Origin of the sequence: Microcoleus sp. S13C4 (assembly GCF_036700865.1) — a bacterium.
GTDB lineage: Bacteria > Cyanobacteriota > Cyanobacteriia > Cyanobacteriales > Microcoleaceae > Microcoleus.
This window is the reverse complement of sequence record NZ_JAUBPS010000016.1, coordinates 55,022-81,148: the sequence shown is the minus strand read 5'-3', so window position 1 is coordinate 81,148 and position 26,127 is coordinate 55,022. Positions and strand designations below refer to the sequence as shown.

At 44.0% G+C, this 26,127-nt stretch carries 26 protein-coding genes; 12 read left to right on the top strand and 14 right to left on the bottom strand.

Features of this window, described 5'->3' with window-relative positions:
- Nucleotides 1-6 precede the first annotated feature (6 nt).
- Nucleotides 7-1,392, bottom strand: coding sequence for a CmpA/NrtA family ABC transporter substrate-binding protein (locus tag QT996_RS09560; RefSeq protein ID WP_333046127.1), 1,386 nt, complete (start codon nucleotides 1,390-1,392; stop codon nucleotides 7-9).
- 735 nt (nucleotides 1,393-2,127) lie between these two features.
- On the opposite strand from QT996_RS09560, the gene QT996_RS09555 reads away from it, so the two are divergent.
- Nucleotides 2,128-2,823, top strand: a complete 696-nt coding sequence (locus tag QT996_RS09555; protein ID WP_333046124.1) for a CU044_2847 family protein — start codon at nucleotides 2,128-2,130, stop codon at nucleotides 2,821-2,823.
- Between the two features lie 282 nt (nucleotides 2,824-3,105).
- Here QT996_RS09555 and QT996_RS09550 read toward each other — a convergent pair whose 3' ends face one another.
- On the bottom strand, nucleotides 3,106-4,686 hold the full coding sequence (locus tag QT996_RS09550) for a tetratricopeptide repeat-containing serine protease family protein (RefSeq protein ID WP_333046121.1): 1,581 nt from the start codon (nucleotides 4,684-4,686) through the stop codon (nucleotides 3,106-3,108).
- A gap of 187 nt (nucleotides 4,687-4,873) precedes the next feature.
- Nucleotides 4,874-5,047 carry a cation transporting ATPase C-terminal domain-containing protein gene (locus QT996_RS09545; RefSeq protein ID WP_333046118.1) on the bottom strand — a complete coding sequence of 58 codons (174 nt, stop codon included), beginning with the start codon at nucleotides 5,045-5,047 and terminating at the stop codon, nucleotides 4,874-4,876.
- Nucleotides 5,048-5,085: 38 nt separating this feature from the next.
- Here QT996_RS09545 and QT996_RS09540 point away from each other — a divergent pair, with 38 nt between their 5' ends.
- On the top strand, nucleotides 5,086-5,217 hold the full coding sequence (locus tag QT996_RS09540; protein ID WP_333046116.1) for a hypothetical protein: 132 nt from the start codon (nucleotides 5,086-5,088) through the stop codon (nucleotides 5,215-5,217).
- A gap of 81 nt (nucleotides 5,218-5,298) precedes the next feature.
- On the opposite strand, the gene QT996_RS09535 is transcribed toward QT996_RS09540, so the two are convergent.
- A complete protein-coding gene (locus QT996_RS09535) occupies nucleotides 5,299-6,753 on the bottom strand; it encodes a methyl-accepting chemotaxis protein (protein ID WP_333046113.1) in 1,455 nt (484 codons plus the stop codon).
- Between the two features lie 419 nt (nucleotides 6,754-7,172).
- Between QT996_RS09535 and QT996_RS09530 the strand changes: the two genes are divergently transcribed.
- Nucleotides 7,173-8,195, top strand: coding sequence for a cysteine peptidase family C39 domain-containing protein (locus tag QT996_RS09530; RefSeq protein ID WP_333046111.1), 1,023 nt, complete (start codon nucleotides 7,173-7,175; stop codon nucleotides 8,193-8,195).
- 145 nt (nucleotides 8,196-8,340) lie between these two features.
- Here QT996_RS09530 and QT996_RS28620 read toward each other — a convergent pair whose 3' ends face one another.
- The 3 genes from QT996_RS28620 to QT996_RS09520 all read right to left on the bottom strand — a co-directional run bounded on the left by QT996_RS28620 (nucleotide 8,341) and on the right by QT996_RS09520 (nucleotide 10,243).
- Nucleotides 8,341-8,466, bottom strand: coding sequence for a glutathione S-transferase C-terminal domain-containing protein (locus QT996_RS28620; RefSeq protein ID WP_445304558.1), 126 nt, complete (start codon nucleotides 8,464-8,466; stop codon nucleotides 8,341-8,343).
- Between the two features lie 88 nt (nucleotides 8,467-8,554).
- Nucleotides 8,555-8,995 carry a hypothetical protein gene (locus QT996_RS09525; protein ID WP_333046110.1) on the bottom strand — a complete coding sequence of 147 codons (441 nt, stop codon included), beginning with the start codon at nucleotides 8,993-8,995 and terminating at the stop codon, nucleotides 8,555-8,557.
- A 219-nt stretch (nucleotides 8,996-9,214) separates the two neighbouring features.
- Complete coding sequence (locus tag QT996_RS09520) at nucleotides 9,215-10,243, bottom strand: isochorismatase (protein ID WP_333046108.1); 1,029 nt, start codon at nucleotides 10,241-10,243, stop codon at nucleotides 9,215-9,217.
- 77 nt (nucleotides 10,244-10,320) lie between these two features.
- Between QT996_RS09520 and QT996_RS09515 the strand changes: the two genes are divergently transcribed.
- Complete coding sequence (locus tag QT996_RS09515; protein ID WP_333046107.1) at nucleotides 10,321-11,052, top strand: TVP38/TMEM64 family protein; 732 nt, start codon at nucleotides 10,321-10,323, stop codon at nucleotides 11,050-11,052.
- Between the two features lie 16 nt (nucleotides 11,053-11,068).
- Nucleotides 11,069-12,604, top strand: a complete 1,536-nt coding sequence (locus QT996_RS09510) for a mercuric reductase (protein WP_333046105.1) — start codon at nucleotides 11,069-11,071, stop codon at nucleotides 12,602-12,604.
- 131 nt (nucleotides 12,605-12,735) lie between these two features.
- Here the strand turns inward: QT996_RS09510 and QT996_RS09505 are convergent, their stop codons facing one another.
- The 3 genes from QT996_RS09505 to QT996_RS09495 all read right to left on the bottom strand — a co-directional run bounded on the left by QT996_RS09505 (nucleotide 12,736) and on the right by QT996_RS09495 (nucleotide 15,549).
- Complete coding sequence (locus QT996_RS09505; protein ID WP_333046104.1) at nucleotides 12,736-13,326, bottom strand: Uma2 family endonuclease; 591 nt, start codon at nucleotides 13,324-13,326, stop codon at nucleotides 12,736-12,738.
- A 91-nt stretch (nucleotides 13,327-13,417) separates the two neighbouring features.
- Nucleotides 13,418-14,266, bottom strand: coding sequence for a phosphatase domain-containing protein (locus QT996_RS09500; protein WP_333046101.1), 849 nt, complete (start codon nucleotides 14,264-14,266; stop codon nucleotides 13,418-13,420).
- A 197-nt stretch (nucleotides 14,267-14,463) separates the two neighbouring features.
- Complete coding sequence (locus QT996_RS09495; protein ID WP_333046099.1) at nucleotides 14,464-15,549, bottom strand: T4 RnlA family RNA ligase; 1,086 nt, start codon at nucleotides 15,547-15,549, stop codon at nucleotides 14,464-14,466.
- A 190-nt stretch (nucleotides 15,550-15,739) separates the two neighbouring features.
- Between QT996_RS09495 and QT996_RS09490 the strand changes: the two genes are divergently transcribed.
- The 4 genes from QT996_RS09490 (at nucleotide 15,740) to QT996_RS09475 (ending at nucleotide 18,286) form a co-directional block, all read left to right on the top strand.
- Nucleotides 15,740-16,300 (top strand): hypothetical protein, encoded by a 561-nt coding sequence (locus QT996_RS09490; RefSeq protein WP_333046097.1) that lies wholly within the window; start codon nucleotides 15,740-15,742, stop codon nucleotides 16,298-16,300.
- Between the two features lie 145 nt (nucleotides 16,301-16,445).
- Entirely contained in the window at nucleotides 16,446-17,474 is a 1,029-nt protein-coding gene (locus QT996_RS09485) for a hypothetical protein (protein ID WP_333046094.1), read from the top strand.
- A 141-nt stretch (nucleotides 17,475-17,615) separates the two neighbouring features.
- A complete protein-coding gene (locus QT996_RS09480) occupies nucleotides 17,616-17,852 on the top strand; it encodes a type II toxin-antitoxin system Phd/YefM family antitoxin (RefSeq protein WP_333046092.1) in 237 nt (78 codons plus the stop codon).
- Nucleotides 17,849-18,286, top strand: coding sequence for a type II toxin-antitoxin system VapC family toxin (locus QT996_RS09475; RefSeq protein WP_333046090.1), 438 nt, complete (start codon nucleotides 17,849-17,851; stop codon nucleotides 18,284-18,286). The genes QT996_RS09480 and QT996_RS09475 overlap by 4 nt, the downstream gene beginning before the upstream one ends.
- Before the next feature lie 58 nt (nucleotides 18,287-18,344).
- Here the strand turns inward: QT996_RS09475 and QT996_RS09470 are convergent, their stop codons facing one another.
- Nucleotides 18,345-18,800: a type II toxin-antitoxin system antitoxin SocA domain-containing protein gene (locus QT996_RS09470; protein WP_333046087.1), complete on the bottom strand. Its 456-nt coding sequence runs from the start codon at nucleotides 18,798-18,800 to the stop codon at nucleotides 18,345-18,347.
- A gap of 439 nt (nucleotides 18,801-19,239) precedes the next feature.
- Between QT996_RS09470 and hemC the strand changes: the two genes are divergently transcribed.
- The 3 genes from hemC (at nucleotide 19,240) to glgA (ending at nucleotide 23,385) form a co-directional block, all read left to right on the top strand.
- Nucleotides 19,240-20,211: a hydroxymethylbilane synthase gene (gene hemC, locus QT996_RS09465; RefSeq protein WP_333046084.1), complete on the top strand. Its 972-nt coding sequence runs from the start codon at nucleotides 19,240-19,242 to the stop codon at nucleotides 20,209-20,211.
- Between the two features lie 357 nt (nucleotides 20,212-20,568).
- A complete protein-coding gene (locus tag QT996_RS09460) occupies nucleotides 20,569-21,396 on the top strand; it encodes a trypsin-like peptidase domain-containing protein (RefSeq protein ID WP_333046083.1) in 828 nt (275 codons plus the stop codon).
- 561 nt (nucleotides 21,397-21,957) lie between these two features.
- The gene (gene glgA, locus QT996_RS09455) at nucleotides 21,958-23,385 is read left to right on the top strand and encodes a glycogen synthase GlgA (RefSeq protein WP_333046082.1); all 1,428 of its coding nucleotides are present in this window, start codon (nucleotides 21,958-21,960) and stop codon (nucleotides 23,383-23,385) included.
- A gap of 134 nt (nucleotides 23,386-23,519) precedes the next feature.
- Here glgA and QT996_RS09450 read toward each other — a convergent pair whose 3' ends face one another.
- The 3 genes from QT996_RS09450 to rnc (QT996_RS09440) all read right to left on the bottom strand — a co-directional run bounded on the left by QT996_RS09450 (nucleotide 23,520) and on the right by rnc (QT996_RS09440) (nucleotide 26,122).
- The gene (locus QT996_RS09450; protein WP_333046081.1) at nucleotides 23,520-23,948 is read right to left on the bottom strand and encodes a DUF1824 family protein; all 429 of its coding nucleotides are present in this window, start codon (nucleotides 23,946-23,948) and stop codon (nucleotides 23,520-23,522) included.
- Nucleotides 23,949-24,167: 219 nt separating this feature from the next.
- The gene (gene rnc / locus QT996_RS09445) at nucleotides 24,168-24,878 is read right to left on the bottom strand and encodes a ribonuclease III (RefSeq protein WP_333046079.1); all 711 of its coding nucleotides are present in this window, start codon (nucleotides 24,876-24,878) and stop codon (nucleotides 24,168-24,170) included.
- Between the two features lie 47 nt (nucleotides 24,879-24,925).
- Nucleotides 24,926-26,122, bottom strand: coding sequence for a ribonuclease III (gene rnc / locus QT996_RS09440; protein WP_333046078.1), 1,197 nt, complete (start codon nucleotides 26,120-26,122; stop codon nucleotides 24,926-24,928).
- Between the last annotated feature and the right edge of the window lie 5 nt (nucleotides 26,123-26,127).

Below are 26,127 nucleotides of genomic sequence, written 5' to 3'. Positions count from 1 at the left end.
ACCCCATCACGCTTTTTTAATTGCCAAACTCTTAAGGTAAGTTTCGGGATTTTCAGGGTTGAATTCTTTACCGTCAAAGAACTTCTCAACACCGCGAGTGGATTTTGTAGGAATGTCACCCTCAGAAACTCCGGCTAATTTGGCTGCGGCTTTCCACAAATCTTCGCGGTTGACTTTATCGATAATTGTCTTAGAATCTGCCAAGGTGTTAGTTGGCAAGAAACCCCAGCGCACGCTTTCGGTTAAGAACCACAAATCGTGGCTCTTGTAGGGATAGGAAACGTTGCCGAGGTCGTCTTTCCAGTACAGCGGACTGCTCTTGAAGTCGTTGATGTCTGGTTTGCCGTCGGCCATGACGTACTTGCCTTCATAGGGAGGTATTAAAACTGTCGGATCTACGTCAAAGAAGTTTTTGCCGGAAACAATGGCGACCAATTCGGCACGATTTTCTCGTTTGTCGCACCACTGCTGTGCTTCAATCAGTCCTGCTAGCAAAGCTTCGGTGGCTTTCGGGTGTTTGTCTACCCAGTCGCTGCGAATGGCTAGATATTCCTCGGGGTGATTTTTCCAGATTTCGGCAGTCAGGGCGGACATGAAGCCGATGTTTTCTTTGACAATCCGCAGTGGCCAGGGGTCGCCGGTGCTGAAACCGTCCATGCTTCCGGTTTTCATGTTGGCTACGGTTTGCGCTGACGGTACTGTTAGCAACTCGGCTTCTGTGTCGGGATCGATGCCGTTAGCTGCTAGCCAGTAGCGAATCCACAAGTCTTGATTGGCTTTGGGAAAAGTGTAGGCTGCTTTGAAGGGCGTGCCTGCTTGTTTGAGGCCTTTGATGTAGTCTTGGGCCGCTTGATCTAGTTTAAGTCCGAGGCCTTTGCCTTGGTGTTTGGCCGCGATCGCAATTCCATTTCCCTGAGTGTTCAACTGGGCCAGAACATACATCGGGATTTGGACGCTGTTTTTGGTGATCAGACCTTTACTAATTTGATAAGGCATCGGCATTTGCCACTGGCCGCCGTCAATTCCGCCGCCTGCAGAGCCGATTTCTACGTTATCTCTGGCCGAGCCCCAGTTGGCTTGCTTAGCGACTTTGACATCTACCATGCCGTATTTGGCAAAGAAGCCTTTTTCTTGGGCAATAATTAATGGTGCTGATTCGACGATCGGGATATATCCCAATGTAATTTTAGTGCTTTCAATTCCTTCGACTCTTTTCTCGTTGGCAACAGCCATTACTGAGGTAGCCGCGGGTATTGCGCCGCCAGCACCGGCAGTTGCACCGGGTTCTGGGGGATTTCCCAAACAGCCTTTGAGCAGTATAGAACTGACAGCAGATGCACCTGCTGTAACGATAAATTTACGCCGGGAAAAATTTTCCGAAAATTTGGTCATAGCCTAGCCTCGCTGCAATTCATAATCTTCTGTAACGACATCACTGAAGTTTATCAAGGCGCTTTTTTTCTGTTCGCTAATTGGGTTTAGCTAACTGTTTGGAGCGCAGGTTGGCAGGAGGGAGCAAAAGATTTATCGCTAGTATAAGTCTTTAAACTATCCCTGCAGATTTGACTTTTTTGATTAATATCGATATTTCGATCGGCCGAGTTGTGTGAACTCACTTTTTGCGAGCCCCACGTTTCCTTGGCTTCGTTATTAGCTTACCGTACTCTTGCGGAAATTATGAAACAATTATTAAAATTGATTGATAAGTAAATCTTTTAGGAGTGGGCTAGCGATAAGGAGCCGTTGGGAAGGGCGCTCCGGTTGGCTTATCAAAACTGGTTAAAACCAAGGCTTGGTGGGTAAAGGTTGTAGCGAAGGGCGATCGGGGTTTCTTCAAATCAATTGTCAATAAGCGAAAAATATCGCCACCCTCGCACATTTACTTTGTTAATATATGTCGAGTTTTTTTAATGTAGCAGTTAATTGTAGCCTACAATACAGAAATAATTCCTGTTTAGCAACGTATTCGTTCCCTAAACTGCAACTTTCATTACCTAATTCCCCAGGAGAGGACGGAAACATTACATATATTTGGCTGGCGATTTGTCCGGACGCAACGTTCATTTCTTTGAAGATACATATTATGGAAATAATTTAGCAACGTTAGGATAGCAAGAGGGTAGTACGATGGCTAGTTTTGTACCGATCGAGGATGACGAGGGGAATCAAATCTATATTGAAGTAATACCAACTGGAAGCCAAAGCGGTATTAAACAAACTTCAAAGGATAGTGGAGTTGCTGACAAGCTGACAGCAGACGATTTGAAACGGATGATTCGGCAAGCAGTAATGCCGACTTGTCAAACGTTTGTAGATGTTTGGCAAGAATTGAATCAACCACTGACTGCAGACAGTGCAGAAGTTGAATTTAATGTGGGATTCACAGCCAGTGGAAATGCTGTAATTATGCAAGCTTCTGGACAAGCAAGCTTCAAAGTGAAGGTTAATTGGAAGTTCCAGCCACCTGCCGTCCCTAATATCTCGCAGATGCGAACAAATGAGGATTTTAACGCTAATTTAGATTCGTTAGAATCAGACATTGAAAGAGTAAAAACAGCTAAAAGAAGCTTCCTAGAAAGCCGAACAGACAATCGAGATTTCACTGACAGCGGACAGATTGAGGGACTTAAGAGGAAGCTGAACAACATAACGTTGAATGTTACTGAAAAATTGTATTTACAGTCAAAGAATTGCGATCGCTCACCAAATTGTGATAAAACCATAACTCCCGAACAAGGAGGATGCTGCCGCATTAAAGATCAAGAACCTGTAAAACTATTTCAAAGGATTGAAAAGATTCATGAATACCTACAACAATTTTAACTAACGGTGCTGGTAAGGTGAGATTTTTTTTTTGGGGCTAAGTATTATAAACGGCTTGCTGACAGAGAAAGTATCTCTTGTACAAACTAATTCGATACTTCTCCCTTTCATATCAAATCCGGGTTAGTCACCCCTTTATTTTGTCATTTCGAGAGGAGCGAAGCAATCGCAGAAACCTTGCAACTTGAAAAACACAACGAACAATGACATAAAAACAAATAAAGGGGGTAGTAAACTTGGATTTGGTATCATACAAATCCGAATTTACCACCCCCGTTATTGTCATTGTTCATGCTCGCTCTCGATCGCATAGACTCTGGCTTCAAACGGATGATTTATCAAGGGGAGGCCTAACCCGGATGTGGTATCGCTTGTCTGCGAGCAGATATTTTTGAGATTCTCAGGAACTGCGTAACTGTTTTTCTTATAGAGGTTGCACAGCAAGATTTTAAATTCTTTTGTTTGATAAATATAGGTGTAAATCTTGCTGGAATTTACATTTCGAGCCAGTACATAAGAATTGTTATTATCTAGCACAGCTTTTTTTCGGTTAGGTTCGATCGTTTCTTCTAGAAACTCCCCATAATATTGGATAAAACTGTCTAAATAATTCCCCTCTTTTGAAGTACCTTGATTTTCATAAACTAGGGTCGCATATATATCTGCTAGTAACTTGACGGATTCCTGATAGTATATAAATGAACCCGTTCGTTCGCGGCGACTATTTACTGCAATTTTTTTCGCTGTTTCTGCCACATATTGCAACTTAAGTATAGCCTCATTCCATTTTTGTAAGTCAGAAAAACACCCGCCCATATTGTAGTAAACTTTGATAGTCAATTCTCTATTATCTTGGATTTTTTCAAATTCTTGGAGCGCCTTTTCGCAATCATTAAGGTTAGAATAGGCAATTCCTAAATTATATATTGCTTTTACTCTGTGTGGCGACTGAGAATTTGATGTTATTTTTTGCACAGTATTAATCACTTGTTCGTAATCTTTTTTTTGAAGTAAAATTTGGCTTTTAGCAATTATTAAGCTATCGTCTTTACATTCCTCGATCGCTTGATCGGCTTTAAATAATGCGCTATCGATATTGCCGTCTTTTGTATCTGAATCAATATCCGATACGAGTTCTGTAACTCGATAAGGAGAGCATTTTCCTAAAAAAAACACAAAGTTACTATTTTGCAAGAAAAGCTTTACCCAAAACATTGCCAAAGTTATTAGGGTTAAAACACCGCTCGAGTAAAGCGCAAATTTTATGATATTTAGGGGCCTTATTTTAGACAGGATTTTACTCCGAGCGATCAAAGTGGAAGATGGGATTGCTAATCCACCATTCAAGTCTTCAGAAGCTACAATTAATCCAATGACTTTATATTTGCCTTGTTGATAAACAAATACAGGCGCACCACTTTGACCGCCTTCAATACGTTGAGCATCAGAGAAGGTTTCTAAGCGAATTAGCTTTTGGTCGCCTAGTGCGCCACAGCGAGCAAAGGCAGTAATCTCTCCTCGGATCGGAGCTCCATAGAATTCCTCATTAGAGAAACCAAAGCTTAGAAACTCATCACCAGGGTCAAAATCTTTTCCGAATTCAGCAGCGACAACCACAGCATCTTCAACCTGTAGAAGCGAAAAATCATCTCGCTCTGGATCTCCTTCATAAAGACAAGTCACAGGTTGATCCATAACTCGCACATTTTTCCAACCACCAGCATCTCGTACCACATGGGCGCAAGTCAGCAGATGTGCCTCACGGCTGACAAAAAAGCCAGTCCCGTAAGTTTTTCCATCTTTGTCCTTAATTCTTACAGTTGACTTCTGGACTGCCTCAAAACTCTCACTTCGCTTTCCCATTGCTAACCCCTCGATTTGGCAAAATTCCACTTCTCCTTGTTATTCATCATTCGCCACAAAAAACAGGATTTTTTGTCAAATATGTAGGGGGACTTTTGGGAGCGGAGCAGAGAAACCGGGTTTCTTCAAGAAACCCGGTTTCTAAACACCCGAAATTACTAATCGATCACAGTACCTACAAGTTCGATTAGTTCGGTGGATCAAAGCGGTTGACCCAGAGAGCAACACCGATCGCGGGCAGCGCTACGCCGAAACAAATCAACCACTGCTCCAGATTCATCGGAGCAGTCTCAAATATGCGATTGATAAACGGAGAATTAGCAAAGATGATCGGCCAAATCACCGCCACGACAATTCCCACACCGAATTGTCATCGATTCTCCGCTGTTGACTGGGAGAATGAAGCTAATTGCGGTGTTAGTTCGATCGTCCGTTACAGAAGAGGATTTGTTTAAGGGCAGAAATTCGATCGCCCTGGCCTTCGCGATGCCATTGCCTGCGATCGTTTTTACTTGGAGGCCAGAGGTTTGACAAGCTGGGAGGGCTGCCTGATCAATTCATGACTCAATGCTATCAAGTGCTAGTCTGCTAGCCCAAAACACTGAGCACCCTTTAGACAATTGAATTGAGATTTTGGGCTGCATCGTTCAATTGTTGAGTCCCTACTTTGGTTTGAGTAATACCACTAGCGGTTTCTTTTGCTGCTAGGTTGAGGCTGTTCATCGCCTCCACTACTTGTTTAATAGCAACTGCTTGTTGTTGAGCAGTTAGAGAAATTTGTTGATTGTTCAATACCACATTGTTAACAGCATTTGCTACTTCCGAGAAAGCTGCTGCTGTTTCTTGACTAATTTTGGTTCCTTCTTCTACTGTTTTAGTACCTTCCTTTGTCACCGTTACAGTGGAATTTATCGCATTCTTGATATCCTCGACTAGGCGGTTAATTTTCTCGGCTGATTTCTTACTTTTATCTGCTAGTTTGCGGATTTCTGTGGCTATGACAGTAAAACCTTTGGCGTTTTCGCCCGCCCGGACTGCTTCTACTGAGGCATTCAGTGCCAGCATATTTGTTTGATTGGCTAAATCTGTGACATCAGTAGAGATATTGCCAATCTGATGGGTTTGTTCACTCAATCGCAGAATTTGTGTCGCGATCGCCCCGACATTTTCTTTCAAAATTATCATCGATTCCAGTGTTTGCTCCACTGCTAGGGTTCCCTTTTCAGTTATCTGTAAAGCTTGCCGTGCAGATTCAGCACCAGCTTGGGCTTGCTGGGCTGATTGTTGGGAAGCAGCGCCCAACTCATCCATTGTGATTGTAGTTTGATTTACAGAACTAGATTGCTGTGCGGCTGTGCGTTCTTGCTGTTCAACTGTGGCAGCAATCTCTGTGGAAGAACTAACAATCATAGTGACGGACTGATTCAGTGTCTCTGCAATGCCGGAAGCAATCCACAGAGCGATCGCAATTGCCGTAAGTGCAGCTAAAGCAGTGCTTAAAATCACCACTGTACTCAGGAACTGCAAAGCTTGAATCTGTTTTTTTTCTTGATCGACTAAAACACTTTCCTCGGTGCTTTGAAACTCCTTAGCTATAGCATCAACCTGACGAAGCTTTGGTACAAGTTGGCTCTTCCATAAGTTAATTCCCTCGTCTTTCTTACCTTGGTCAACCAAAGAAAAGGCTTGTTTATAGCCTTTGTCTATCTGATTTTGTAAGACATTCATTTTATCCAGCCGCTGGCGCTGCTGTGGGTTTTGAACCCGCTTGAGTAAATCCTGATAGAAGTGGTCAAAGCTGTTTACCGCTTGATTGTATTCAGTTAAGAAAGTACTATCTTTTGCCAAAAAATACCCACGAGCAGATTTTTGCATACCTGCAAATCCTAGCTGTTGCTCTTTCAAATCTATAACAACAGCATGAGAATTATTTAGCAGTTTTCCTTTTCCTTCTACTTCTTTAGCATTAAAAAAAACTAAAGTAGCTGCTCCAACTGAAAGCAAAATCGGTATGGAATATCCCCACAGGATACGCTCTCTTAATTTTGGGGCTTTGAAGTTAATCATCTTAAATTTTTCCTATATTTAAAAAACAAACAAATTAATCGCCTTCAAAGCAAGGGGAACGGCATATCCGATTAGCCTCCGGTTTCTCAGCTTTAAGTTGGCCCACCTGGCAAGATCTCCTGTTGGGTTAGGTAGCTGAATTATCCGATTCTCAACCATTGACTCAGACTCATTAAGAAAAACCTGAAAAAACTTAATAGGGAGCAAGCTATGCAGGTCAAGCCTTGAGGATTAAGGGTTGTTTTGCCTGCTTCGATTTTGGATAAATCGTGTTTATTCGATTGTAGCGGGAAATGGAAGAACGAAACCCAAACATCGTCAAATTCTCTCCCCCACTCTTCTTCTCTCCCACTATTGATTGGGCTTCAAGTCGATCACATAAATGTTACAACCTAGTTAAGCAACAAAATTTTGAGTTCATGGAAATAGTAGTGACGCTGGTGCTGGGTTCGGTGCTGTTTGTCTGGGGAATGCGGTTCGGGCGGGTGTTAGTTCGATCTGGAGTGACGGCTAATGATTTGTTTAAGGGCAGAAATTCGATCGCCCTGCTGTTTTTGGGTTTTTATATTGCTTTGCTGCTACTGGCTCTAAATCTGCCTCAAATGCCCGCTTTGCCGATCGAGTGGCGCTTTCACGGGATGCAAGTTACTTGGACTTTGCTACGAGTGATGTTGATGGGAGTCTGCGGTATTGGGTTTAGTATAAGTTGGTTGACAGCGCGATCGCAAGTAATCGCGGTAATCTTAATTGGTTGCTTGGGATTGGCAGGATTTACCAGCGCTGAAAACTATTTTATGGCGCCAATTTATGCTGATTTAATAGATAATTTGCAGCCAAACGGTGTATTTCGACAAACATCTAACAGCAGTTGCGCGCCGGCGGCTTTGGCAACAGTGTTAAGGCGTTGGGGAATCGATGCGACGGAATCGAGTGTAGCGCGTTTTGCCGGGACGAGTCGCTTGGGAACTTCTATGCCACAAATAATTGTAGCAGCCAGAGCTTTGGGCGTAAATGCGATCGAACTGGCGCCGACTTGGGAGCAAATTCAGCAAATTAATCGCCCCGGAGTGCTAGCAGTTTGGCTGTTTGACGGCCCTCGGAAGCTACCGCACGCTGTGGCTTTGCTGGGAATGAATGACAGTATTGCTGCAATTGGAGACCCGGCGCGGGGCAGGATTTTCTATTTAGATAGGGCAACTTTTGCCCAGATTTGGCGCGAGGAATACGTGCCGATTTTTCGTTCTGCGGATATCTGGTTAAGTGACAAAAAAGCTAGGGACTATTTGAGTAAATTAGGATATAATAGGGGCGATTTAAAAGCAGATATCGAGCGCTTTCAAACAGATAAAAAATTAAAACTCAGCGGCAAGTTAGACCGGATGACTGAATTAATGTTGAGCGGCAGTTTTTTGCAAGAAGTCCCCAGGTTGGATGGGAAATAGTTATTAAAAATCGTCAACCGCAGAGGCACTCTTGACGCAGAGGGAAGAGTGCCTGGGCAGTTTTTTTAAACAATAGTTGATCCATCCGTTCTTAGCGATCGCAAAAAGTCGAGCGCCCCAGCAGATGAGTGACGAGTGCACCTTCCTAGCATGGCTGCAGGAAATTACCAATGTAACCGTAGGCAGTTGCATCTAATGTGATGCGTTCCTTTCCCATAACCAACGGTTTCTCTGCCAGAAAGTCGGAGAGGGCTGGAAAATCAGCGCAGATTACGTGACTGATTTCTTCATGATTATGACGACCGATTGCTTACATTTTCCTTCTATATTTTTACGGTCGCTCGCAGCTTGGCTACCTCTCACCGTTTTTGACAATGGGGAACAGTTGAACCGCTCCTTTTAGGCTCAGACAGCTTGACTTCCCATCCAGGTAAATTCCACCAATTAACTCGCTTATTCGGCTGAATCCAGAAGTTTAGTTGCGTGATCTTGCCATTCTCAAATCTGAGTGTGGGAAAGGTAGGATAACTGGTATCATCGGTTTCGCGATAAGTGCGTCCCAGGTAATTTAGGCAAGTCGTTAATCCCTCAGTAATTCCCAATTCTTCCACTCCCGTTCCCTTCAATTTGGCATCATCGTAGCTGAAAGAACCGTCGAATGAATTGCCCGCTAACCCGCCTTTAGTAACAGTGATGGTGAAATCGTAGGTTACGGGAACTGCGTAGGCTTGGGTTGCAGTTACAACTGTGCTCAGAAGAGTCGTCGCGATCGCCACCAAGAGTTTTGAAATTGCTTGCACACTCAGCTCCCGAAAAAGAACAACACTATAAATTTCGCTTTCAGCCATCGGACAACTCCTTAACTACGCTTCTCTCGGAAGTGATTTACCGGATATGATATCATAAGTAATCAGTTAAATGCGATCGCAGCAGACTGCAAAGCGAACAAAAATTACCGCCTCTGGTTAATCATGTATACTTTTTTTTGCAGAGACAACCCCAAGAAAAAACACTCGTCTTTAAGCGCCCAGAATTAACTCAGTAGATTGAACAATATTCATTCCCGCCGCCGCAAATTTTTGATAAGCTGCATCTGCTTGTTCCGTAAAATCAACAACACCCGGAACAACCACAGGCGAAGTGCAATCTTCCAGCAAATAAATCTTCTTTGCCAAATTCGGATCTCGCGTCAAAATTTCCGTTAACAAATCATCAATTGTCCAAGCAACGCAGTGACTTTTGGCTTGCCCGGCAATAATTACTGCATCAAAATCGAGCAATTTATCAATAAACTTAGCATTCTTTTCCGCAATCGGATTGCCGTCGAATCCATCTAAAACTTCCGGTCGCAAAACCGAATAGTTTTCTGTTAGCGGATTCCCGCCTTTGATTTCAAAAAGTGCTTGGCTGTTGCGGGCTATAGTATGAAAAAATACTGCTTCTTCCACCGCAGAAACCAGCGCGTGTCCCATGCCACCTAACATTGAGTGATAAGGCCAAATTGTCAGGGGGTATTTCCCATCGTCGCGGAGTTTTTTGACGTAGTGGCAAGCCTGTTTTTCCAGTGCTGAAAAATTAGCCCCACTTATGCTATCGGCGACGGCTGGATTGACTTTCCAAATGCCTTGCTGCACGTCTTCTAAAGTAATTGACGTGGCGGCTGGTAGGGGGTGTTCGCCTGCTTCATTTATCCAAAAGATTGGATGAAAAATTTGCATGGCGGTGTGGGTATCCATTGTCGGCGCAATGGTTGTAATTGCATTTAAATTACGGTAGATAAATTCGCACAGCCGCAGGTTATCTTCGACAGCACCGTTACCGGAACGCCCGCCCACAAATAATTCAAACTCGGGCAAACAAAAGGTATTTTGGGCATCGATTATCATTAAACAAATGCGGTTTGTGTCGCTTGCGGCTGGCTGGATGTTGTGCTGTTTTGCCCAATCTTTCGCTTGGTTGGCACGTTTTTGGTAGGGGACTCGCCAGACTTCACCTAATTTTTTTGGGTCAAAATGTTCGGGGATTGGAAGTTGGGCTTTTGGTGTCATGACAATCGCTTTTAGGGGAGTTTACAGTAATAATTTAAGTTTGGAGTATAATGCTGATAAATATTTGCGGGTGAATCATGGCAAAAGAACGAATCCAAGATTATGCTAGGGTAAAATTTAAACGCATAGTGTTGTTTTTTTCGATCGCCCTTTTGCTCGCTCTCTTAATTGTAGCAACTAGATCTGCCTACGTTCAAGATGTTGTGAGAACTCTGTTAATGCGGATCGAGGAGTTAGGGTGGTGGGGGCCGGTGGCTTTTGTAGCTACTTACAACTTGGCTACAGTGCTGTTTGTACCGGGTTCGGTACTGACGCTGGGAGGGGGGGCGATTTTTGGTTTGTGGTGGGGTTCTGTTTACGTATTTGTGGCGTCGATTTTAGGTGCTGTATTTGCTTTTGCGATCGGGCGCTATTTGTGCCGCGATCGCGTGGTAAAATATATGGAATCTCACCCCAAGTTTAAAGCTCTCGATCGCGCAGTTTCCCAACAAGGATTAAAAATAGTTTTTTTGACTCGTCTTTGTCCTTTATTTCCTTTCAATTTATTGAATTACGCTCTGGGAATTACTCAGGTTTCTTTGAAAGATTACGTGCTGGGTTCCTTTGGCATGATACCGGGTACAATTATGTACGTTTACTCGGGTTCTTTGGTGGGAAATATTGCGGCGCTTGGCGCGATATGTCAGTCAACAAATCCTCAAACAGAAGCAGCCAAATGGTCGCTCAATATCCTCGGTTTTATAGCTACTGTTGCTGTAACTGTTTTTCTCACTAGGATAGCCAGCAAAGCTTTGGAAGAAAGTATTTAATTAGGAGGATTTGCGAATGCCGCAGTCAAAAGTCGATCGCGTAACTGTCCCCCCGATGGACGAACACAACCAGAAATTAGTCTCCTATTTGCATCCGCCAGATTGGGTAAATCCGCAGCCGGCTAGTTCTTATAATTTAGTAGTAATTGGCGCGGGACCCGCTGGATTAATTGTTGCTGCAGGTGCCGCAGGTTTGGGCGCGAAAGTTGCTTTGATTGAAAAACATTTGATGGGCGGCGACTGTTTGAATGTCGGTTGTGTGCCGTCAAAAGCTTTAATTCGCTCGTCCCGCACTGTCGGCGATATTTGGGAAGCAAGTAAATTTGGTGTTAAGGTTTCTGACAGTGTAGAAGTGGATTTTGCCGCTGTGATGGAACGGCTGCGCCGCATCAGGGCGGGAATCAGCGATGTTGATTCTGTTCAACGATATCAGGAGAAATTAGGAGTCGATGTTTTTTTGGGTTCGGGTCGTTTTACTAGCAATAATACAGTAGAAGTTGCAGGTCAAACTCTCCGGTTTAAAAAAGCAGTAATTGCCACAGGTGCAAGGGCGCTACAACCACAAATTCCCGGCTTGCAAGAAGCTGGATATCTGACAAATGAAACTGTATTTAACCTGACAGAAAGACCTCAGCGTTTGGCAGTAATTGGCGCAGGGCCGATCGGCTGCGAATTGGCTCAAGCCTTTCGGCGGCTGGGTTCGGAAGTCGTATTGCTGCACAAAAATGCTCAGATTTTAGATAAGGAAGATGCGGATGGTGCTAAAATCGTGCAGCAGGCTTTTGTAAGCGAAGGAATTCAACTAATACTAGAATCCCAAATAGAGGGCGTTGAGAAAACAAATGCAGGCAAAGTAATTTATTATAAATGTCAAGGTAAGGAAGCATCGGTAACAGTAGATGAAATTATTGTGAGTACAGGGCGATCGCCCAACGTGGAAGGATTGAATCTGGAGGCTGTGGGCGTTGAATACGATACACACACGGGCGTATTTGTCAACGACAATTTGCAAACTACTAATCGCTGCATTTATGCCGCAGGCGATATTTGCATGAAACATAAATTTACTCACGCTGCTGATTTTGCCGCGAGGATGGTGATTCAAAACACTCTATTTTTCGGGCGCAAAAAGCTCAGCGCTTTGACGATACCTTGGTGTACTTACACAAACCCGGAAATTGCGCGCGTCGGAATTGGGGAACACGAGGCTAAGGAAAAAAGCATTGATATCGATACATTTTTAATTCCTTTCAGTCAAGTCGATCGGGCAATTATTGACGGCGAAGAGGAAGGGTTTGTGAAAATTCACGTCAAGAAAGGCAGCGATAAAATATTAGGTGCAACTATTGTAGCCCGACACGCTGGGGATATGATCGGCGAGATTACTTTGGCAATGGTTAACAATATTGGTTTGGGAAAGATTGCTAGCACAATTCACCCGTATCCGACACAAGCTGATGCCATTCGGAAAGCAGGAGATGCTTACAATCGCACTCGTTTGACGCCGTTTGTGAAAAATTTGTTTAATCGCTGGTTGGCTTGGACGCGATAAATTGATATCAAATCTGGCTTGATAAGGCTTTTATGGGCGTTGCTCTGAGCAACTGGCTACAATAAAATTCAGTCTTTGTGGAACAGGCCGGAAAGCCTGTTCATGAAAGAGGTGGAAAATGAAGTGTGTTTTTATGCTTCTGTTTCTGTTTCTGTTTCAAATCCAACACCTTCATACAAAAGTTCGATCGGCAAATCAAACCCAATACTTGATAAAGTGATAATCTCTCCAGCAGTGTAAGAATAGTAAAGCCACATTCTGCCCTCGCCCCGACAGTAACGCTCAACAAAAATCTTTTGTGAATCAATCAAGATATACTCTTGCAAAGTCTGAATTTTCAGGTAACAAGTGAATTTTTCATCCCGATCTTTAGCACTTGTACTGGGAGAAAGAACTTCCACAATTATTTTAGGATTCTGAATGAAATTGCGCGAATTAATGTCTTCTGGATCGCAACTGACTATCACATCAGGGTAGTAGTAACGGCTTTGAAAGTTAACTTGCAATTTCACATCTGACACGTTCATCCGACAGCCTCTGGAACGCAGATGCGGGTACAAGTTCCTGTAAAAGTTGAGTGCAAGATCGTTATGAGGAATTGTACTGCCTGGCATGGCAAAAACTTCGCCGTTGACATATTCGTGGCGAATCTCTTGTTGAGCTTCCCATTCGAGATATTCCTCAACGGTCATTTTTTGGGGTGCTGGGGGAATGGATATCATAACAAAACTTTTTGCAATGTTACTTGGATTGTAGCATTAGGAGTGGGCAAATGGTTGGAAGTTGCGATCGCCCGCGCCAACAAACCCTGCCTTAAAAATCTCCTTCATCTACTTGGAATACCGTCAATCCCAAACCTCTCCACATATCAACAACTTGCTGGCGATCGTCCAAAACAAACTTAATGTTATATTTTCCTGCAATATGCCGCCGATAGAACTCCTCTTTAATAATCGAATCCTTCCTCATATCTCCGGTTTTCCGCATATAAAGACTGGCATAATTAACCTCGTACTGCTGCAACCATTTTTTAGTTTGAGGCTGACAGTCATCTGTGCGGCCAGACACTACAATAATATGGGCGCTGGACTGCCACTTGCGAACAGTATCTAAAACTGGCTGATTGGGTAAATCGCGATCGCACGTCGAAGCATCAAAAGGATTTCTGCCATTGAGAAGCGCTAATGTGCCGTCCATATCGACAATAATTGCATCCGGCAAATCCGGGTTATATTCCGGCAGCCCAACGGGAACCCGCACGTACTTATTGTACATTTTCATGATCACATCTTTGCCCACCGAATTAAGCCTTTTCAAATCCCGTTTAATACATTCCTCAACCGGAACTTGCAAGAAAGAATCATTAACTTCGACGATTGCTTTACCTTTTACCAACTGTTTGATATGCTCGATGTGAGGCCCGAAATTAGTATCATCAACAATGACGTGCTTGCCGCTTTCCAAAGCCATCAAAATAATCGTATCTCTTAACTGCAAAATAAACTTTTCATTTGCCGGCGACCAATGAGAAGCGTGAGCCATTTCTCTGAGCAAATCTTTATTGCTACGCACCCACTTTGCAGGTTCAGACAGCAGCAACTCCCTAGCAAATTGAGATTTTCCCGAAGCAGGTAAACCGACAAGTACAATAACTCTTTTCATGGTAAGTAGAAGGAAGAAGGAAGAAGGAAGAAGGAAGAAGGAAGAAGGAAGAAGGAAGAAGAATCATACAGCAAACTTTTTAGCTGTATCTTAGGTTTAATTAGGTGCATTCCTTTCTTCGATCAGCTAAAATAGAATGTTAATTTTCGTTCGTAGTGAGGACTAAAGTCCTCATTCAAGAACGACTGTAGTCGTTACTACAAACCTAGATGGAGGTAATCTAAACCCAAGAGCTCCTCTATTTTATGGATCGTAACATCACGGAGAGCTTCTTTCACTCCCGCAACTCTTCGGGCACGCAAAGAAAACAAAATCCCGGAATACGGCAAATGCTTCACAGCTAATGCAAAATCTTTCTGAACTTCGATATGTTCATGCTGTCGGTAAGCTTCCTCGATTTCTTCAACCAAAGATTGATATTTGTCCTTAACTTGTTGATACAACTCACTCCACTCAGGAAAATAAGCTAAAAACTCTTCTCCTTCATTAGTTAAAACAATTTCTATCAGGCGGCGGGTCGAAAACCCTTCGCGCAGATGGGAAATCGCGACATATTGCGGAGACTTAACTTTAACTCGGTTGAAGTTAGCGTCGCAGATAATATACCCTTCCGAATTCATCGGATCTAAATGTTGAGCCGCTTCGATAACTTCTTTCCAGCTAGTTAAAGGATAGGATGCTACCAATTCCCAGCCGTATTTATTGGCCCAAAGGCTCGGGTCTGTTTCTAGCAGCGTTTGAGTGTTGCGAACCCCGTGCAGCACAATTTGATTGTTTTTTGGCTGGACAACTATTCTATTGTAAGGCGTCATCAATTCAAAGATAAAACATTGGTCGGTTTCTTCCGGCAATTGATATCCCAATTCTTGCCAAACTTTCCAAAAAAGTTCGGCAAAGCTGAACCCAAAACCATTAACTTCGCCGGCGGCGTCGGGAGTGCCGCTAGATTGCACTCTCCATTCTCCCTTGTAAAAATACAGTACAGTCAGAGAACCGTCGAGTTTTTCATAAACTTTGGCATGACTCCAATCAATTGCAGCGGCGTGAATTTCTCCGTAATTAAAAAATTTGTCGTAGGGATAAGAAACTATCTGCCAATTTTGAGATGAATCTAAAATAATGCCTCGGCACTGCTGGACTATTTTTTCGCCCAGGGGAGATTCTATCTGCGAGTATTTCAGACAGACTAAATCGGGATATTGGCGGTGGCGGGTAACTTTGATATGATAAGTTTCGGACAAAGTTTCCAATCCGTGCTCGCGCAAATACTCTTGCAGTTCCACGATCGACTCCTAAATTGCTCGCCTTCTCTATATTATAGATGACTTCATATTCTGGCAACCTTGTCAAGATAGTCAAAAAACATTTTTCCCGGAAAAGCGAGAGTTAATTGGGTAGTTTGAATTATGGTTGTACATAGGTAAATGCGGTTCGCCGCCCAACCAAACTCTTGGAATATTAAGGGAAAAGACCGTGAAGAAGAAATTATTACTTTTGGCTAGTTCTGCTTGTGTATTGACTGCTTTAGTACCTCCCTCGGTTGTTTTTGGATCTTCGCAATTGTCGCTGCGACAACCGGGAACAACACAAATTGCTCAAGGAGGCACTGCGGTTCCGGTAAGTCAAATTTTGCAAAAATTAAAAGGCAAAACGCAAGTGCCTATTTTTATTCCCAGCAGGATTCCGCTTTCGGGAAAAATGTATTATCCAACTACAGCACAAGCAAACAGCTATAGTATTTCAATCGAGTATAAACCAGATTGCGGCGGTACGACAGTTTGCTCTTTTGGGTCAATTCTAGGTCAAAAAGGCGGGGAGTTTACTACAAAACTAGAAGGGGTAACTAAGACGTTAAAAAATGTCAAACTTGCGGGCGGAGTGAAAGGAGTTTATCATAACGGTTGCGGGGCTTACTGCACAGCAACTCTTCAGTGGAAAACTCAGGGTTTTATGTATACCGTCGCCATTAAGAACGGACGAGAATCGGATTTAATTTTAATAGGAAATTCTGCTATTCAAGCTGGGAAGCGTTAAGTTTAGCAGTCGGGGAGGCACAACTTCTATATGTAGGGTGCGTAAGCGCGCACCTTACCGTTATTGTATGATATATCTTAACTCGCACTCGCCCTTTATAAGATGCTATATTTTTTTGCGCTTACCTACTTCGGGGGAAATCAGGATGAGGGGAAGATGGCTATTTGCGGCGATTTTTGCTTGTATTGTGACTGATTTTACGATTCCCTTCGGGATAGCTTCGCTTCACGCACCTTTGACACCAAACTCAGCGTTAGCAAGGACTGAACTCCCGATTACAGAAATCCGCTGGTTTAATTTTTCCCCTGAAGATAGCTGGCAACCCATACAATTTATTGTACCCGATCGCAACACTGCAAAATCTGCCGGCAGCCGCAAGTTGCGGTTGTACGATGTTCATATTGCCAAAATGTTTGAAATTTCTCATTTTCTGTGCGATCGCGATCGCCCTTCTGAAGGTTACAATTGGTCTTATCAAGCGGAAAATGGCAATATTGAAATGGGACGCTTCAAAATTAGCTGCAATCTCGCCCGTTCCATAGCCACAGCTTACGGCTTAGGCAAACCCGAAATTACAGTGATTCGCCGCAACTTCAACCTGAAAAACGGTAGCCCTTCTTTTGCGCTAGAAAAATACTCGATTCCCACTTTTAACATTGCTAAAAATAGAGTTATGCAGTGGAGGAATTTTGTGCAAAAGTTTTCCCCAATCCCCGATAACTCAGGTACAAACCAAGCTAACAGTAGTTTTCCTGCCAGTACCATCTTTCGGCAAATCAAAGGCAAAACGCGAGTGCCTGTTTTTCTTCCGAGTAGACTGCCTTTATCTGAAATTCAGCAACTTGATTTTGATGTGCAAGCGGGTGCTCACGGTTACATTGTGGCAATGTATTTAGGCAAAGGATGCCGTGCCGGGGCCTGTTATTTCGGCACCATCGAAGCTAAAAGAAATGAACCGTTTTCGCCTCCTTCGCGATTGCCACAGGATACTTACAGAAGCGTGGAATTGGCGGGCGGAATCAGGGGGATTTATTTCAATAATTGCGGTGCTTACTGCACTGCTTTTGTTGAGTGGCAAAGGCTGGGGGTGCTGTACCGAGTCACAAGGAAAAACGCACGGCAGCAAGAAGTTATCCAGATAGCAAATTCTGCACTTCAAGCAGGGCAACGTTAAATTTGGGTGAGAAATGGAAAAGGTACGCGCGAGCCAAGCTATCCAGAAGGCGCTTGCCTTCGGGCACGGTAGAGAATCGATTTTTTTCGCATTAAATATCCCGTTGCTGTACACTTAAAAAGTACCTAAAAAACTAATGAGATGCCTGCGATTAGCGTTGAAGAAGCCCAGCAGAGTCTGCAAGCTATCTTGGAAAAGGTAGCCAAAGGAGAAGAAGTGACAATCCTACAGTCCGGCCAAGTAGTAGCTCGCATAGTTCCGCCACTATCCAAGGAGCAGCGGTTAGCTAGGCGTAAAGCATTCCGAAACTCCATTAATGTCAAGGGCGAGCCCATGAGTGCAACAGTCGTTAGGCTAAGGGAGGAAGCACGGTATTGATTTATATAGATACCAGCGCTCTTGTCCCCTTCTATTTACCAGAAGCTCTCAGCGATGCTGTTGCTGAATTGCTGAGGATTGAAGACACGCCCGCACTAAGTCAATTAGTTGAGGTGGAACTGTTTTCAGCAGTTGCCCGCAAATTGCGAATGAGGGAAATTTCTCCAGAAGAGGCAAGACAAATAGGACTCGATTTTCAAACTGACTTGGATGAAAATTTTTATACTCGCATCCCCTTAGAGCCAATTCATTACAATTTAGCTCGCGATTGGATTAGCCGCTTTGAAGTACCGTTGCGTACCTTAGATGCACTGCATTTAGCAGTAGCAAGTTCTAATCAGTTGCTTTTGGTGACTGGCGATGAGGCTTTGGCTTGCAGTGCTCGGACTTTAGGAATTGAAGTTCAGTTATTGATTGCCGTAGCTGAGAACTAAAAGGTCGTGAAGCGAAGCTATCCCGGAGGGAATCGACTTTTTGGCAAGGAAGCTGCACTTACGCCTCCACCAAAGGTGCATAGCAGGATTTTATATCCTCGTGGGAGATGATTTTAGTTGATGTTTCTGCAGGTTCTAATCCCTTGCGGGCGTTGAGCCAAGGTGTCTCTGATTGCGTCAATCCTGCAAGATGTTTAGCACTTAATTCTCCATAAGCATTCCAAACTTCTTCGAGTACCTCGATTTCATCTTCATCAAATTCTTCTTCAAAATAATTGGGATCTGGAATATCGCTATATTTGTAAGCTTTGTACTCATTCCAAACATCGCGGACAATGGGGCCAGAAACCCAAGCTTCAATATCTTGATCAAATAGCGGCTGGCTTCTAAAGACTAAACTCCAAGCTTGTGCATAATACACGAGCTTTTGCAGTTTCAGCCCAGAAATGGTATCGCCTGCTTCTCGATCGACATGACATAAAAAGTAACGAGCTACGTCAAGAGCACTTTTCATAGTTTTAGGATTTTAGTAATTTGACAAATTCACTTTTGATGCTAAGCTATGTGGTGGCTTTAGAAGTACGATCGCAATTACGATCGCCCTTTTCCCCTCGCCACTACGTTTCTCTCCCCCAATCCCGCAACCTTTGAGCTAATTCTTTCTCGCTGCAGCTAAGCTAACTCCTCATGTCAACCAGGTTCATCCGGCTCGACCCTAGGTAAATCGTACATCGCCCGTAGCCTTTGCTTCGGAATGTCGATCGCCGGGACTGCAAGCGACGCCCAACGCTGGATGGGAAACATCATCAAGACTCAGTGCTACTGGCGCTCAAAACCTGGTATTTCTATTTTATTGCCCGAATTATCCCAACCAGCAATTAAAGTCCCCACCTGCGGTACGCTAGATCAGGTGAATATATTGGCTGATTTCAAGCTATCCTCCGATCGATCTTATGTCCCCAACCACATCTGCCCCTTCCCGAACCGTTCGCATCGGTTCCCGCAAAAGCCAACTCGCCCTCGTGCAAACCCACTGGGTGCAAGAACAGCTACAGAAACACTTCCCGGAACACACTTTTGAAGTCCACACCATGTCAACCCAAGGGGACATAATTCTTGATGTCGCCCTCGCTAAAATTGGCGATAAAGGACTTTTCACCAAAGAATTAGAAACGGGGATGATTAACAATGAAACGGACTTTGCCGTTCATTCCCTCAAAGATTTGCCTACCAATTTGCCCGAAGGTTTAATTTTAGGATGCGTCACCGAACGAGAAAATCCCGCTGACGCCTTAGTAGTTCACTCCAAGCACAAAGACAAGCAACTCGACACCCTCCCAGAAGGTTCAGTAATCGGCACTTCTTCCCTGCGGCGGCTAGCTCAACTTCGGCATCATTTCCCTCATTTTGAATTTAAAGATATTCGCGGCAATCTCAATACTCGACTCGCTAAATTAGATGAGGGCGGTTACGACGCGATTATTTTAGCAGTTGCCGGCCTCGAAAGATTGGGAATGGGCGATCGCATCCACCAAATTATCCCTGCTGAAATCTCCCTTCACGCCGTCGGACAAGGTGCTTTGGGCATCGAATGCCGCGCCGGAGACACAGAAATCATGGCAGTGATTAAAGCTCTCGAACACTTGGAAACCGCCCAAAGATGTTATGCCGAACGCGCATTTCTGCGAGAATTAGAAGGCGGCTGTCAAGTGCCAATCGGCGTCAATACCAAAATAGAAAACGGTCAATTAACCTTAACCGGAATGGTATCGAGTCTCGACGGCAAGCGATTCGTCAAAGATAGTGTTTCCGGCGCCGCCGAGACTGCTGAAATGATCGGAATTGACCTCGCTCACCGCCTGCGCCAACAGGGTGCTAGTGAAATTTTGGAGGAAATATTTGTCCAAGTTCAACGTGGTTCCTAAAACCGATCCGCATCTCTTTGTCAATGCTTTTAGACGCGATATATCGCCTTTTGTAAAATAAAAGTAACAGGCGGTTTGCTTTGGCTTTCACGGGTAGAGTAGCAGTCTGATTGTAGATTTTTGAGGGGATTTTAGGTAGGACTTGCGTGATGGATTTCAAAAATATCTGACTAACTTAGGACGCTCCGCAGGGGTGTTAAGCAACCCGGTTTCTGATGTAAGTCTCGCTGTATAGCCCAAGATTTATGGTAAAAACCGGTTTTTTTCGTAAGTCCTATAATTCTTAACATCCCCATCCCCAATCTATAATCAAACATCCAAAATTAATCAGCAATTTATTTCAGGTAAAGGCCCAATATGAGCGCTAGAGAAATTCAATTAAAGCTGGAATTGAAAAAGGTTCAGCAACTCTATAGCAAAATGCAGGCAGACCAACAAGCTTTGCAGAAGCAATTGAAAGAGTTCAAAACTCAAGCAGGAAATTTTTCGGATGTAGTCGAGCAAGTCTTGCCGTCCGTAGTGTCAATTTACGTCATGGATTGGGATACAGAAGAAGAGATATCTTCAGGAAGCGGGTTCTTTGTATCGCCGGACATAATTGTCACGAACTATCACGTTGTAGAAGATATTGCCGATCAAGATTACTTCTATGAGGAAGATGAAATCGAACAGGTTTTAGTCGAAACTCACGACGGAAAATTGAGATTGGCAGAGGTGGTGTTTACTGGTAACACTGAAGAAGATTTAGCATTACTCTTAATTAGCGATTTTACCTTCGACCCGAACACAGGGGAACAAGTGGACTCTCCCCAAGAATATCCTCCTCTAGAGTTGTCTTTTGATGTGAAAGTGGGAGATAGAGTAATTGCTGTGGGCAATCCTTTGGGGCAGTTTGCTTCAACTGTAACTCAAGGTATTGTGAGTGCAATTCGCGAACCCGAGGAATATGAAGAAGGCGGTGACGACGAAGATGAGGTGGGTGAGGTGAAGGTGTTGCAAACTGATGCGGCGATTAATCCTGGAAATTCCGGGGGGCCACTGATTAATATGGCAGGTCAAGTGGTTGGGGTGAATACGTGGGGATGGGAAGATGCTGATAATATTAATTTGGCGATCGCCTCTGAAGCTTTGGATGATTTTCTAGCGGGATTTGAGGAGACTTTTGAGGACAATTCTCAGAATTAGTCTGGGGTTATCTGGGAGCATCTCATATTTGTAAAAACACTTCCTCTGGCTCCTTCCTTCTTCTTCTTTCCTCCTGCTTCCTGCCTCAAAACTCCAATTTCTAGCTGGGCTGCTTTCATTAAGATGCTCCCGTTGTCCGTAATATGTGATTCGGGCGTGGGCGAAGCCCTCGAAGAGGATCGCTCTTTTTCTCAGAGGGGATGAAAAAGGCGATCGCTATTTCCTTAATTACATACTGATGGCTTTGCGGGCAGTTTTACTAATGCGTAAAAATGACCAAAGTTCATACATTTTTTGATGTTTACCGTTCCTCAGAAAGTGACAGATAAATTTGATTAGAGCGTGAAAATTATCGCGGGAGGGGAGTACGAGCGATCGCACTTTCATCCCCCGCCACTGTTACCTCAAAAAGCGCTTGCTATCTTTTTTATTGAAGATGAACCGACGCCGATCTGAGAATAGGGATAGAAAATTATTTATTTGGCACGATCACGTTAATATTGTGACGCTCCCCATTTAAACTTAATTTAGACTAACAATCTCAAGGAACACAAAAAAATAATGCGTATTTTATTTGTATCCGCCGAAGCAGCACCCCTCGCAAAAGTGGGCGGTATGGGCGATGTCGTCGGCGCTTTGCCTAAATTTCTGCGGCGCATGGGACACGATGTCCGCATCTTCATGCCCTACTACGGTTTCATCTCCGACAAAATGGACGTTCCCAAAAAACCTGTTTGGGATGGGGCGGCCATGTTTCAAAGCTTCTCGGTGTTTGAAACTGTTTTGCCGGGAACCGATGTACCTTTATACTTAATGCAACATCCATCTTTCTTGCCGCGCCGCGTTTACGGCGGTTTAGATGAAGATTGGAGGTTCACTTTCTTTGCCAATGCTGCGGCTGAATTTGCCTGGAATCACTGGAAGCCCCAAATTATCCACTGTCACGACTGGCATACGGGGATGATACCTGTTTGGATGAGCCAAGATCCTGATATCAGCACAGTTTTTACTATTCACAATTTAGCTTATCAAGGGCCGTGGCGCTGGCGTTTGGAGCAGATGACTTGGTGTCCTTGGTATATGCAAGGTCACAATACAATGGCTGCCGCAGTACAGTTTGCCGATCGAGTAAATACAGTTTCACCCACTTACGCCGAGCAAATCAAAACCCCAGCTTATGGGGAAAGTTTGGAAGGCCTGCTGTCTTACATCGGTGGCAAAGTATCAGGCATTTTGAACGGAATTGATACAGAATCTTACAACCCCGCCACTGACAAGTACCTCCATCAACAATTTAGTGTTGATACTATTGAAAAGCGCCCCGCTAATAAAATTGCGCTGCAAGAAGAAGTCGGTTTAGAAGTAAATAAAAATGCTTTTTTGATCGGCATGGTGACGCGGCTGGTAGAACAGAAGGGATTAGATTTGATAATTCAAATGCTCGATCTGTTCATGGCCTATACCGACTCTCAATTTATTGTACTCGGAACGGGCGATCGCTACTACGAAACCCAACTCTGGCAAATGACAGCCCGCTATCCCGGTCGGATGTCCACCCAACTACTCTACAACGAGGCCCTTTCCCGGCGCGTTTACGCAGGCTGCGACAGCTTCCTGATGCCCAGCCGTTTTGAGCCCTGCGGCATCAGCCAAATGCTCGCCCTCCGCTACGGGTGCGTGCCAATGGTTCGCCGCACCGGCGGTTTAGTCGATACCGTTTCCCACAACAACCCGATCGACAATACTGGTACCGGTTACTGTTTCGATCGCTACGAACCCCTCGACTTGTTCACCTGCATGATCAGAACTTGGGAAGGTTTCCGCTACAAAGATAAGTGGAGAGAACTGCAACAGCGCGGCATGAGAGAAGATTTTAGCTGGGATATTTCGGCCCGGAAATACATCAACTTGTACAGCGATATTTTGGGACTGCCACCCGAAGGAATCGCACCGGAACAAGAGCCAGAATTGATCGTTGGCAAGGGTTAATTTTAGTAAGGTGCGTCACTCGCTGTTTGATTCAAGTGAATCGAAGGGCGATCGGCTGACGCACCCTAAAGCTTAGTCCCCAGTCGGTTTTTGATTCAATTTAATCAATCGATTGACTAATAACTACTGACAAATTAATCAACAAATAAATCGAGAGGTAAATGACCGTAAGTGCCACTAACTCCACCTTCTGAGGAAGATTGACACGAAATCAAAACGCCCCGGTAAGTTCCGGGATAGCCGTCAACATAATACGACCCCTTCAAAGTATTAAACTTAATATAAACCGAACCCGCAAAGGTCGAGACAGCATTGGGATCTAAAACAGCTTGATATCCCAAAGCTTTCAAATAAGCTTCTAAAGCTAAAAACCCCTCATCCGTCGAAGAAGCGCACACTCCCAACATTTGATAATCCGACAAACTGGCTACCAGCAAAATCGCTTGACGGAGGGCCTGTTTTTCCAGCGACGATGCTACAGATTGCATATCCAGACAAGTGAAATCTTTGAGGATTTCCTGTGCTTCTTCAACAGTTAGGGTAGTCGGGTTTTGAGTAGACATGAATTGCTCTGATATTTCCCAAAATTACGATCAACAATCGGGCACTCGTCAACGAATTTCTGTCATTGCAACCCTCAAGCGACGGCGGTAACACTTACGCAAGTCTTGATTATAGCCCATTGTGTGCTCTGGCCATCAATTTGGGCGATCGTCTTCAATGGCTTGGCCAACGCCGGAATCGCACAAAAAACCTAGTAGTTTTTACCCCAGTTTTCAAGTTTAGATCAGTCCGCGTTTTTTCAGCTTTGCTAGCGCATCTTCGGCGGCATTTTTTTCGGCATCTTGTTTGCGACGACCCCTGCCAACACCGTACATTTTACCGCTGACATACACTTCAGCAGTGAACTCTTTGGCATGATCCGGGCCTTCCTCATCAATGATTGAATATTCGGGGTTTTGACCGAATTTTGCCAGAGCCCACTCCTGAAATCGATTTTTAGAGTCTACAAGGTTTTTTGGCCCAGCATCGGACTCAGGGTAAACCATACTCTCAGCAACTGGAATAAACAGCTTTTGAACAAAGCAGCGGACAGATTTCATGGTTGAGTCGAGATAGTACGCACCAATAATCGCTTCAAAAGTATCGCAAAGCAAAGAGGGATTTTGGCGACCTTTATCTTTTTCAGCCCCTTTTCCCAGGCGCATTAACTTGCCTATACCTAGTTGCTCAGCAAACTTTGCTAGCTGATCCTGATCGACTAATCCAGAACGCAAGCGAGTTAATTGAGCTTCGCTAAAATCTTCATAGCGCTTGTACAAGATTTCACCGACTAGATAACCTAGCAGGGCGTCGCCGAGGAATTCTAGTCGCTCATTGTGTTCGCCTGCTTCTGGGTGTTCGTTGACGTAGGAGCGGTGAGTGAGCGCGCGACTTAAAAGTGATTCATTTTTAAATTTTGGAAGTTTGGGAAATTTTGGAATTTGTGGCATTTTTGTTTGTTTAGTTATTCAGCAAATCAATTGTAGGGAAAAAGTCTTTACATTAGCTCTATTTTTTTCAGTGCAGCTTCAGCAGCCAGCTTTTCAGCGTCTTTTTTACTGCTAGCTGTAGCTTGACCGTACAGCTTATCATTCACCCGCAGTTCAACAGTAAATTCTTTAGCATGACTAGGGCCAGCCTCATTAATTGTGATGTATTGAGGTGGAATTGACCCGATATTGCGATGTACCCATTCCTGAAACCGATTTTTTGAATCTACAAGGTGTTTGGAATCGATATCAGGCGTAAGAGACAAGAAGTTTTCAACTACTGAAGTAAACAGCGGCTCTACAAACTCACGGACAGCCTCAATACCAGAATCGAGAAAGTACGCGCCGATAACAGCTTCAAAAGTATTACTAAGCAGCGTGTTCTTTGTTCTTCCTCCACTTGTTACTTCACCTTTGCTTAACCGCATCCATTTGCCAATGTCTAACTCGATCGCAAACTTCGCTAACTGTGCCTTATCTACTAACGCAGAACGTATGCAAGTCAGTTCACCCTCACTTTTATTTGAATAATCACGATAGAGATACTCAGCGCTCAGGAAAGTTAACAAGGCATCACCAAGAAACTCTAGTAGCTCGTTGTCTTCACTTACTTCTTTCGGATTTTCAAAAAGAAAGGATCTGTGAGTAAGTGCCTGGTTTAACAAAGAAGCATCCTGAAAATTTAGTGTTTCTAGTAATTCTGCTAAACTTGCTCTAAAGCGAGATTCTTCAGCAGAAGAACTTCGAGTCTCGTGACGAGTTTGCTCTTGAGCAAGAAGTCGCATGACATCTTGTTTTTGCTTTTCTAATTCTTTAATATCTGCATCTGAGGCAGATATAGCTTTAAGTAGTTTGGCAATACTGCCGAGAGCGCGATAGGTGTCTTCACTAGAAAATGAGGAATTGTGCGCCCAATTATTGCGAACTTCTATAAGTTCAATCACTAGAGCATTTTCAAAAGGAGTTAGATGCTTTTTGAAGACATTATCCCACTGCTTGGACATGACTGATAACAGGGTCAAAACATCTTCACGCAGAATATTATCTATTATTTTTCTTTTGGGTATTTTATTGTTTACTAAGCAATCTTGAGCCTTTGCCAGCCAGCGCTCGCCGTAAAATGCTTGCATTTGCTGTTCCACATAAGGGTACAATCTCTGACATAGAAATTTTAAAGCATTGCCAACTCGTTCGTTATTGTTCATGGCCA

Excerpts from the sequence above, each read along its gene's own strand:
- QT996_RS09560 (WP_333046127.1), bottom strand. The coding sequence starts at position 1,392 with ATGACCAAATTTTCGGAAAATTTTTCCCGGCGTAAATTTATCGTTACA.
- QT996_RS09555 (WP_333046124.1), top strand. The coding sequence starts at position 2,128 with ATGGCTAGTTTTGTACCGATCGAGGATGACGAGGGGAATCAAATCTAT.
- QT996_RS09550 (WP_333046121.1), bottom strand. The coding sequence starts at position 4,686 with ATGGGAAAGCGAAGTGAGAGTTTTGAGGCAGTCCAGAAGTCAACTGTA.
- QT996_RS09540 (WP_333046116.1), top strand. The coding sequence starts at position 5,086 with ATGAAGCTAATTGCGGTGTTAGTTCGATCGTCCGTTACAGAAGAGGAT.
- QT996_RS09535 (WP_333046113.1), bottom strand. The coding sequence starts at position 6,753 with ATGATTAACTTCAAAGCCCCAAAATTAAGAGAGCGTATCCTGTGGGGA.
- QT996_RS09530 (WP_333046111.1), top strand. The coding sequence starts at position 7,173 with ATGGAAATAGTAGTGACGCTGGTGCTGGGTTCGGTGCTGTTTGTCTGG.
- QT996_RS09520 (WP_333046108.1), bottom strand. The coding sequence starts at position 10,243 with ATGACACCAAAAGCCCAACTTCCAATCCCCGAACATTTTGACCCAAAA.
- QT996_RS09515 (WP_333046107.1), top strand. The coding sequence starts at position 10,321 with ATGGCAAAAGAACGAATCCAAGATTATGCTAGGGTAAAATTTAAACGC.
- QT996_RS09510 (WP_333046105.1), top strand. The coding sequence starts at position 11,069 with ATGCCGCAGTCAAAAGTCGATCGCGTAACTGTCCCCCCGATGGACGAA.
- QT996_RS09505 (WP_333046104.1), bottom strand. The coding sequence starts at position 13,326 with ATGATATCCATTCCCCCAGCACCCCAAAAAATGACCGTTGAGGAATAT.
- QT996_RS09500 (WP_333046101.1), bottom strand. The coding sequence starts at position 14,266 with ATGAAAAGAGTTATTGTACTTGTCGGTTTACCTGCTTCGGGAAAATCT.
- QT996_RS09485 (WP_333046094.1), top strand. The coding sequence starts at position 16,446 with ATGAGGGGAAGATGGCTATTTGCGGCGATTTTTGCTTGTATTGTGACT.
- QT996_RS09480 (WP_333046092.1), top strand. The coding sequence starts at position 17,616 with ATGCCTGCGATTAGCGTTGAAGAAGCCCAGCAGAGTCTGCAAGCTATC.
- QT996_RS09470 (WP_333046087.1), bottom strand. The coding sequence starts at position 18,800 with ATGAAAAGTGCTCTTGACGTAGCTCGTTACTTTTTATGTCATGTCGAT.
- hemC (WP_333046084.1), top strand. The coding sequence starts at position 19,240 with ATGTCCCCAACCACATCTGCCCCTTCCCGAACCGTTCGCATCGGTTCC.
- QT996_RS09460 (WP_333046083.1), top strand. The coding sequence starts at position 20,569 with ATGAGCGCTAGAGAAATTCAATTAAAGCTGGAATTGAAAAAGGTTCAG.
- glgA (WP_333046082.1), top strand. The coding sequence starts at position 21,958 with ATGCGTATTTTATTTGTATCCGCCGAAGCAGCACCCCTCGCAAAAGTG.
- QT996_RS09450 (WP_333046081.1), bottom strand. The coding sequence starts at position 23,948 with ATGTCTACTCAAAACCCGACTACCCTAACTGTTGAAGAAGCACAGGAA.
- rnc (WP_333046079.1), bottom strand. The coding sequence starts at position 24,878 with ATGCCACAAATTCCAAAATTTCCCAAACTTCCAAAATTTAAAAATGAA.
- rnc (WP_333046078.1), bottom strand. The coding sequence starts at position 26,122 with ATGAACAATAACGAACGAGTTGGCAATGCTTTAAAATTTCTATGTCAG.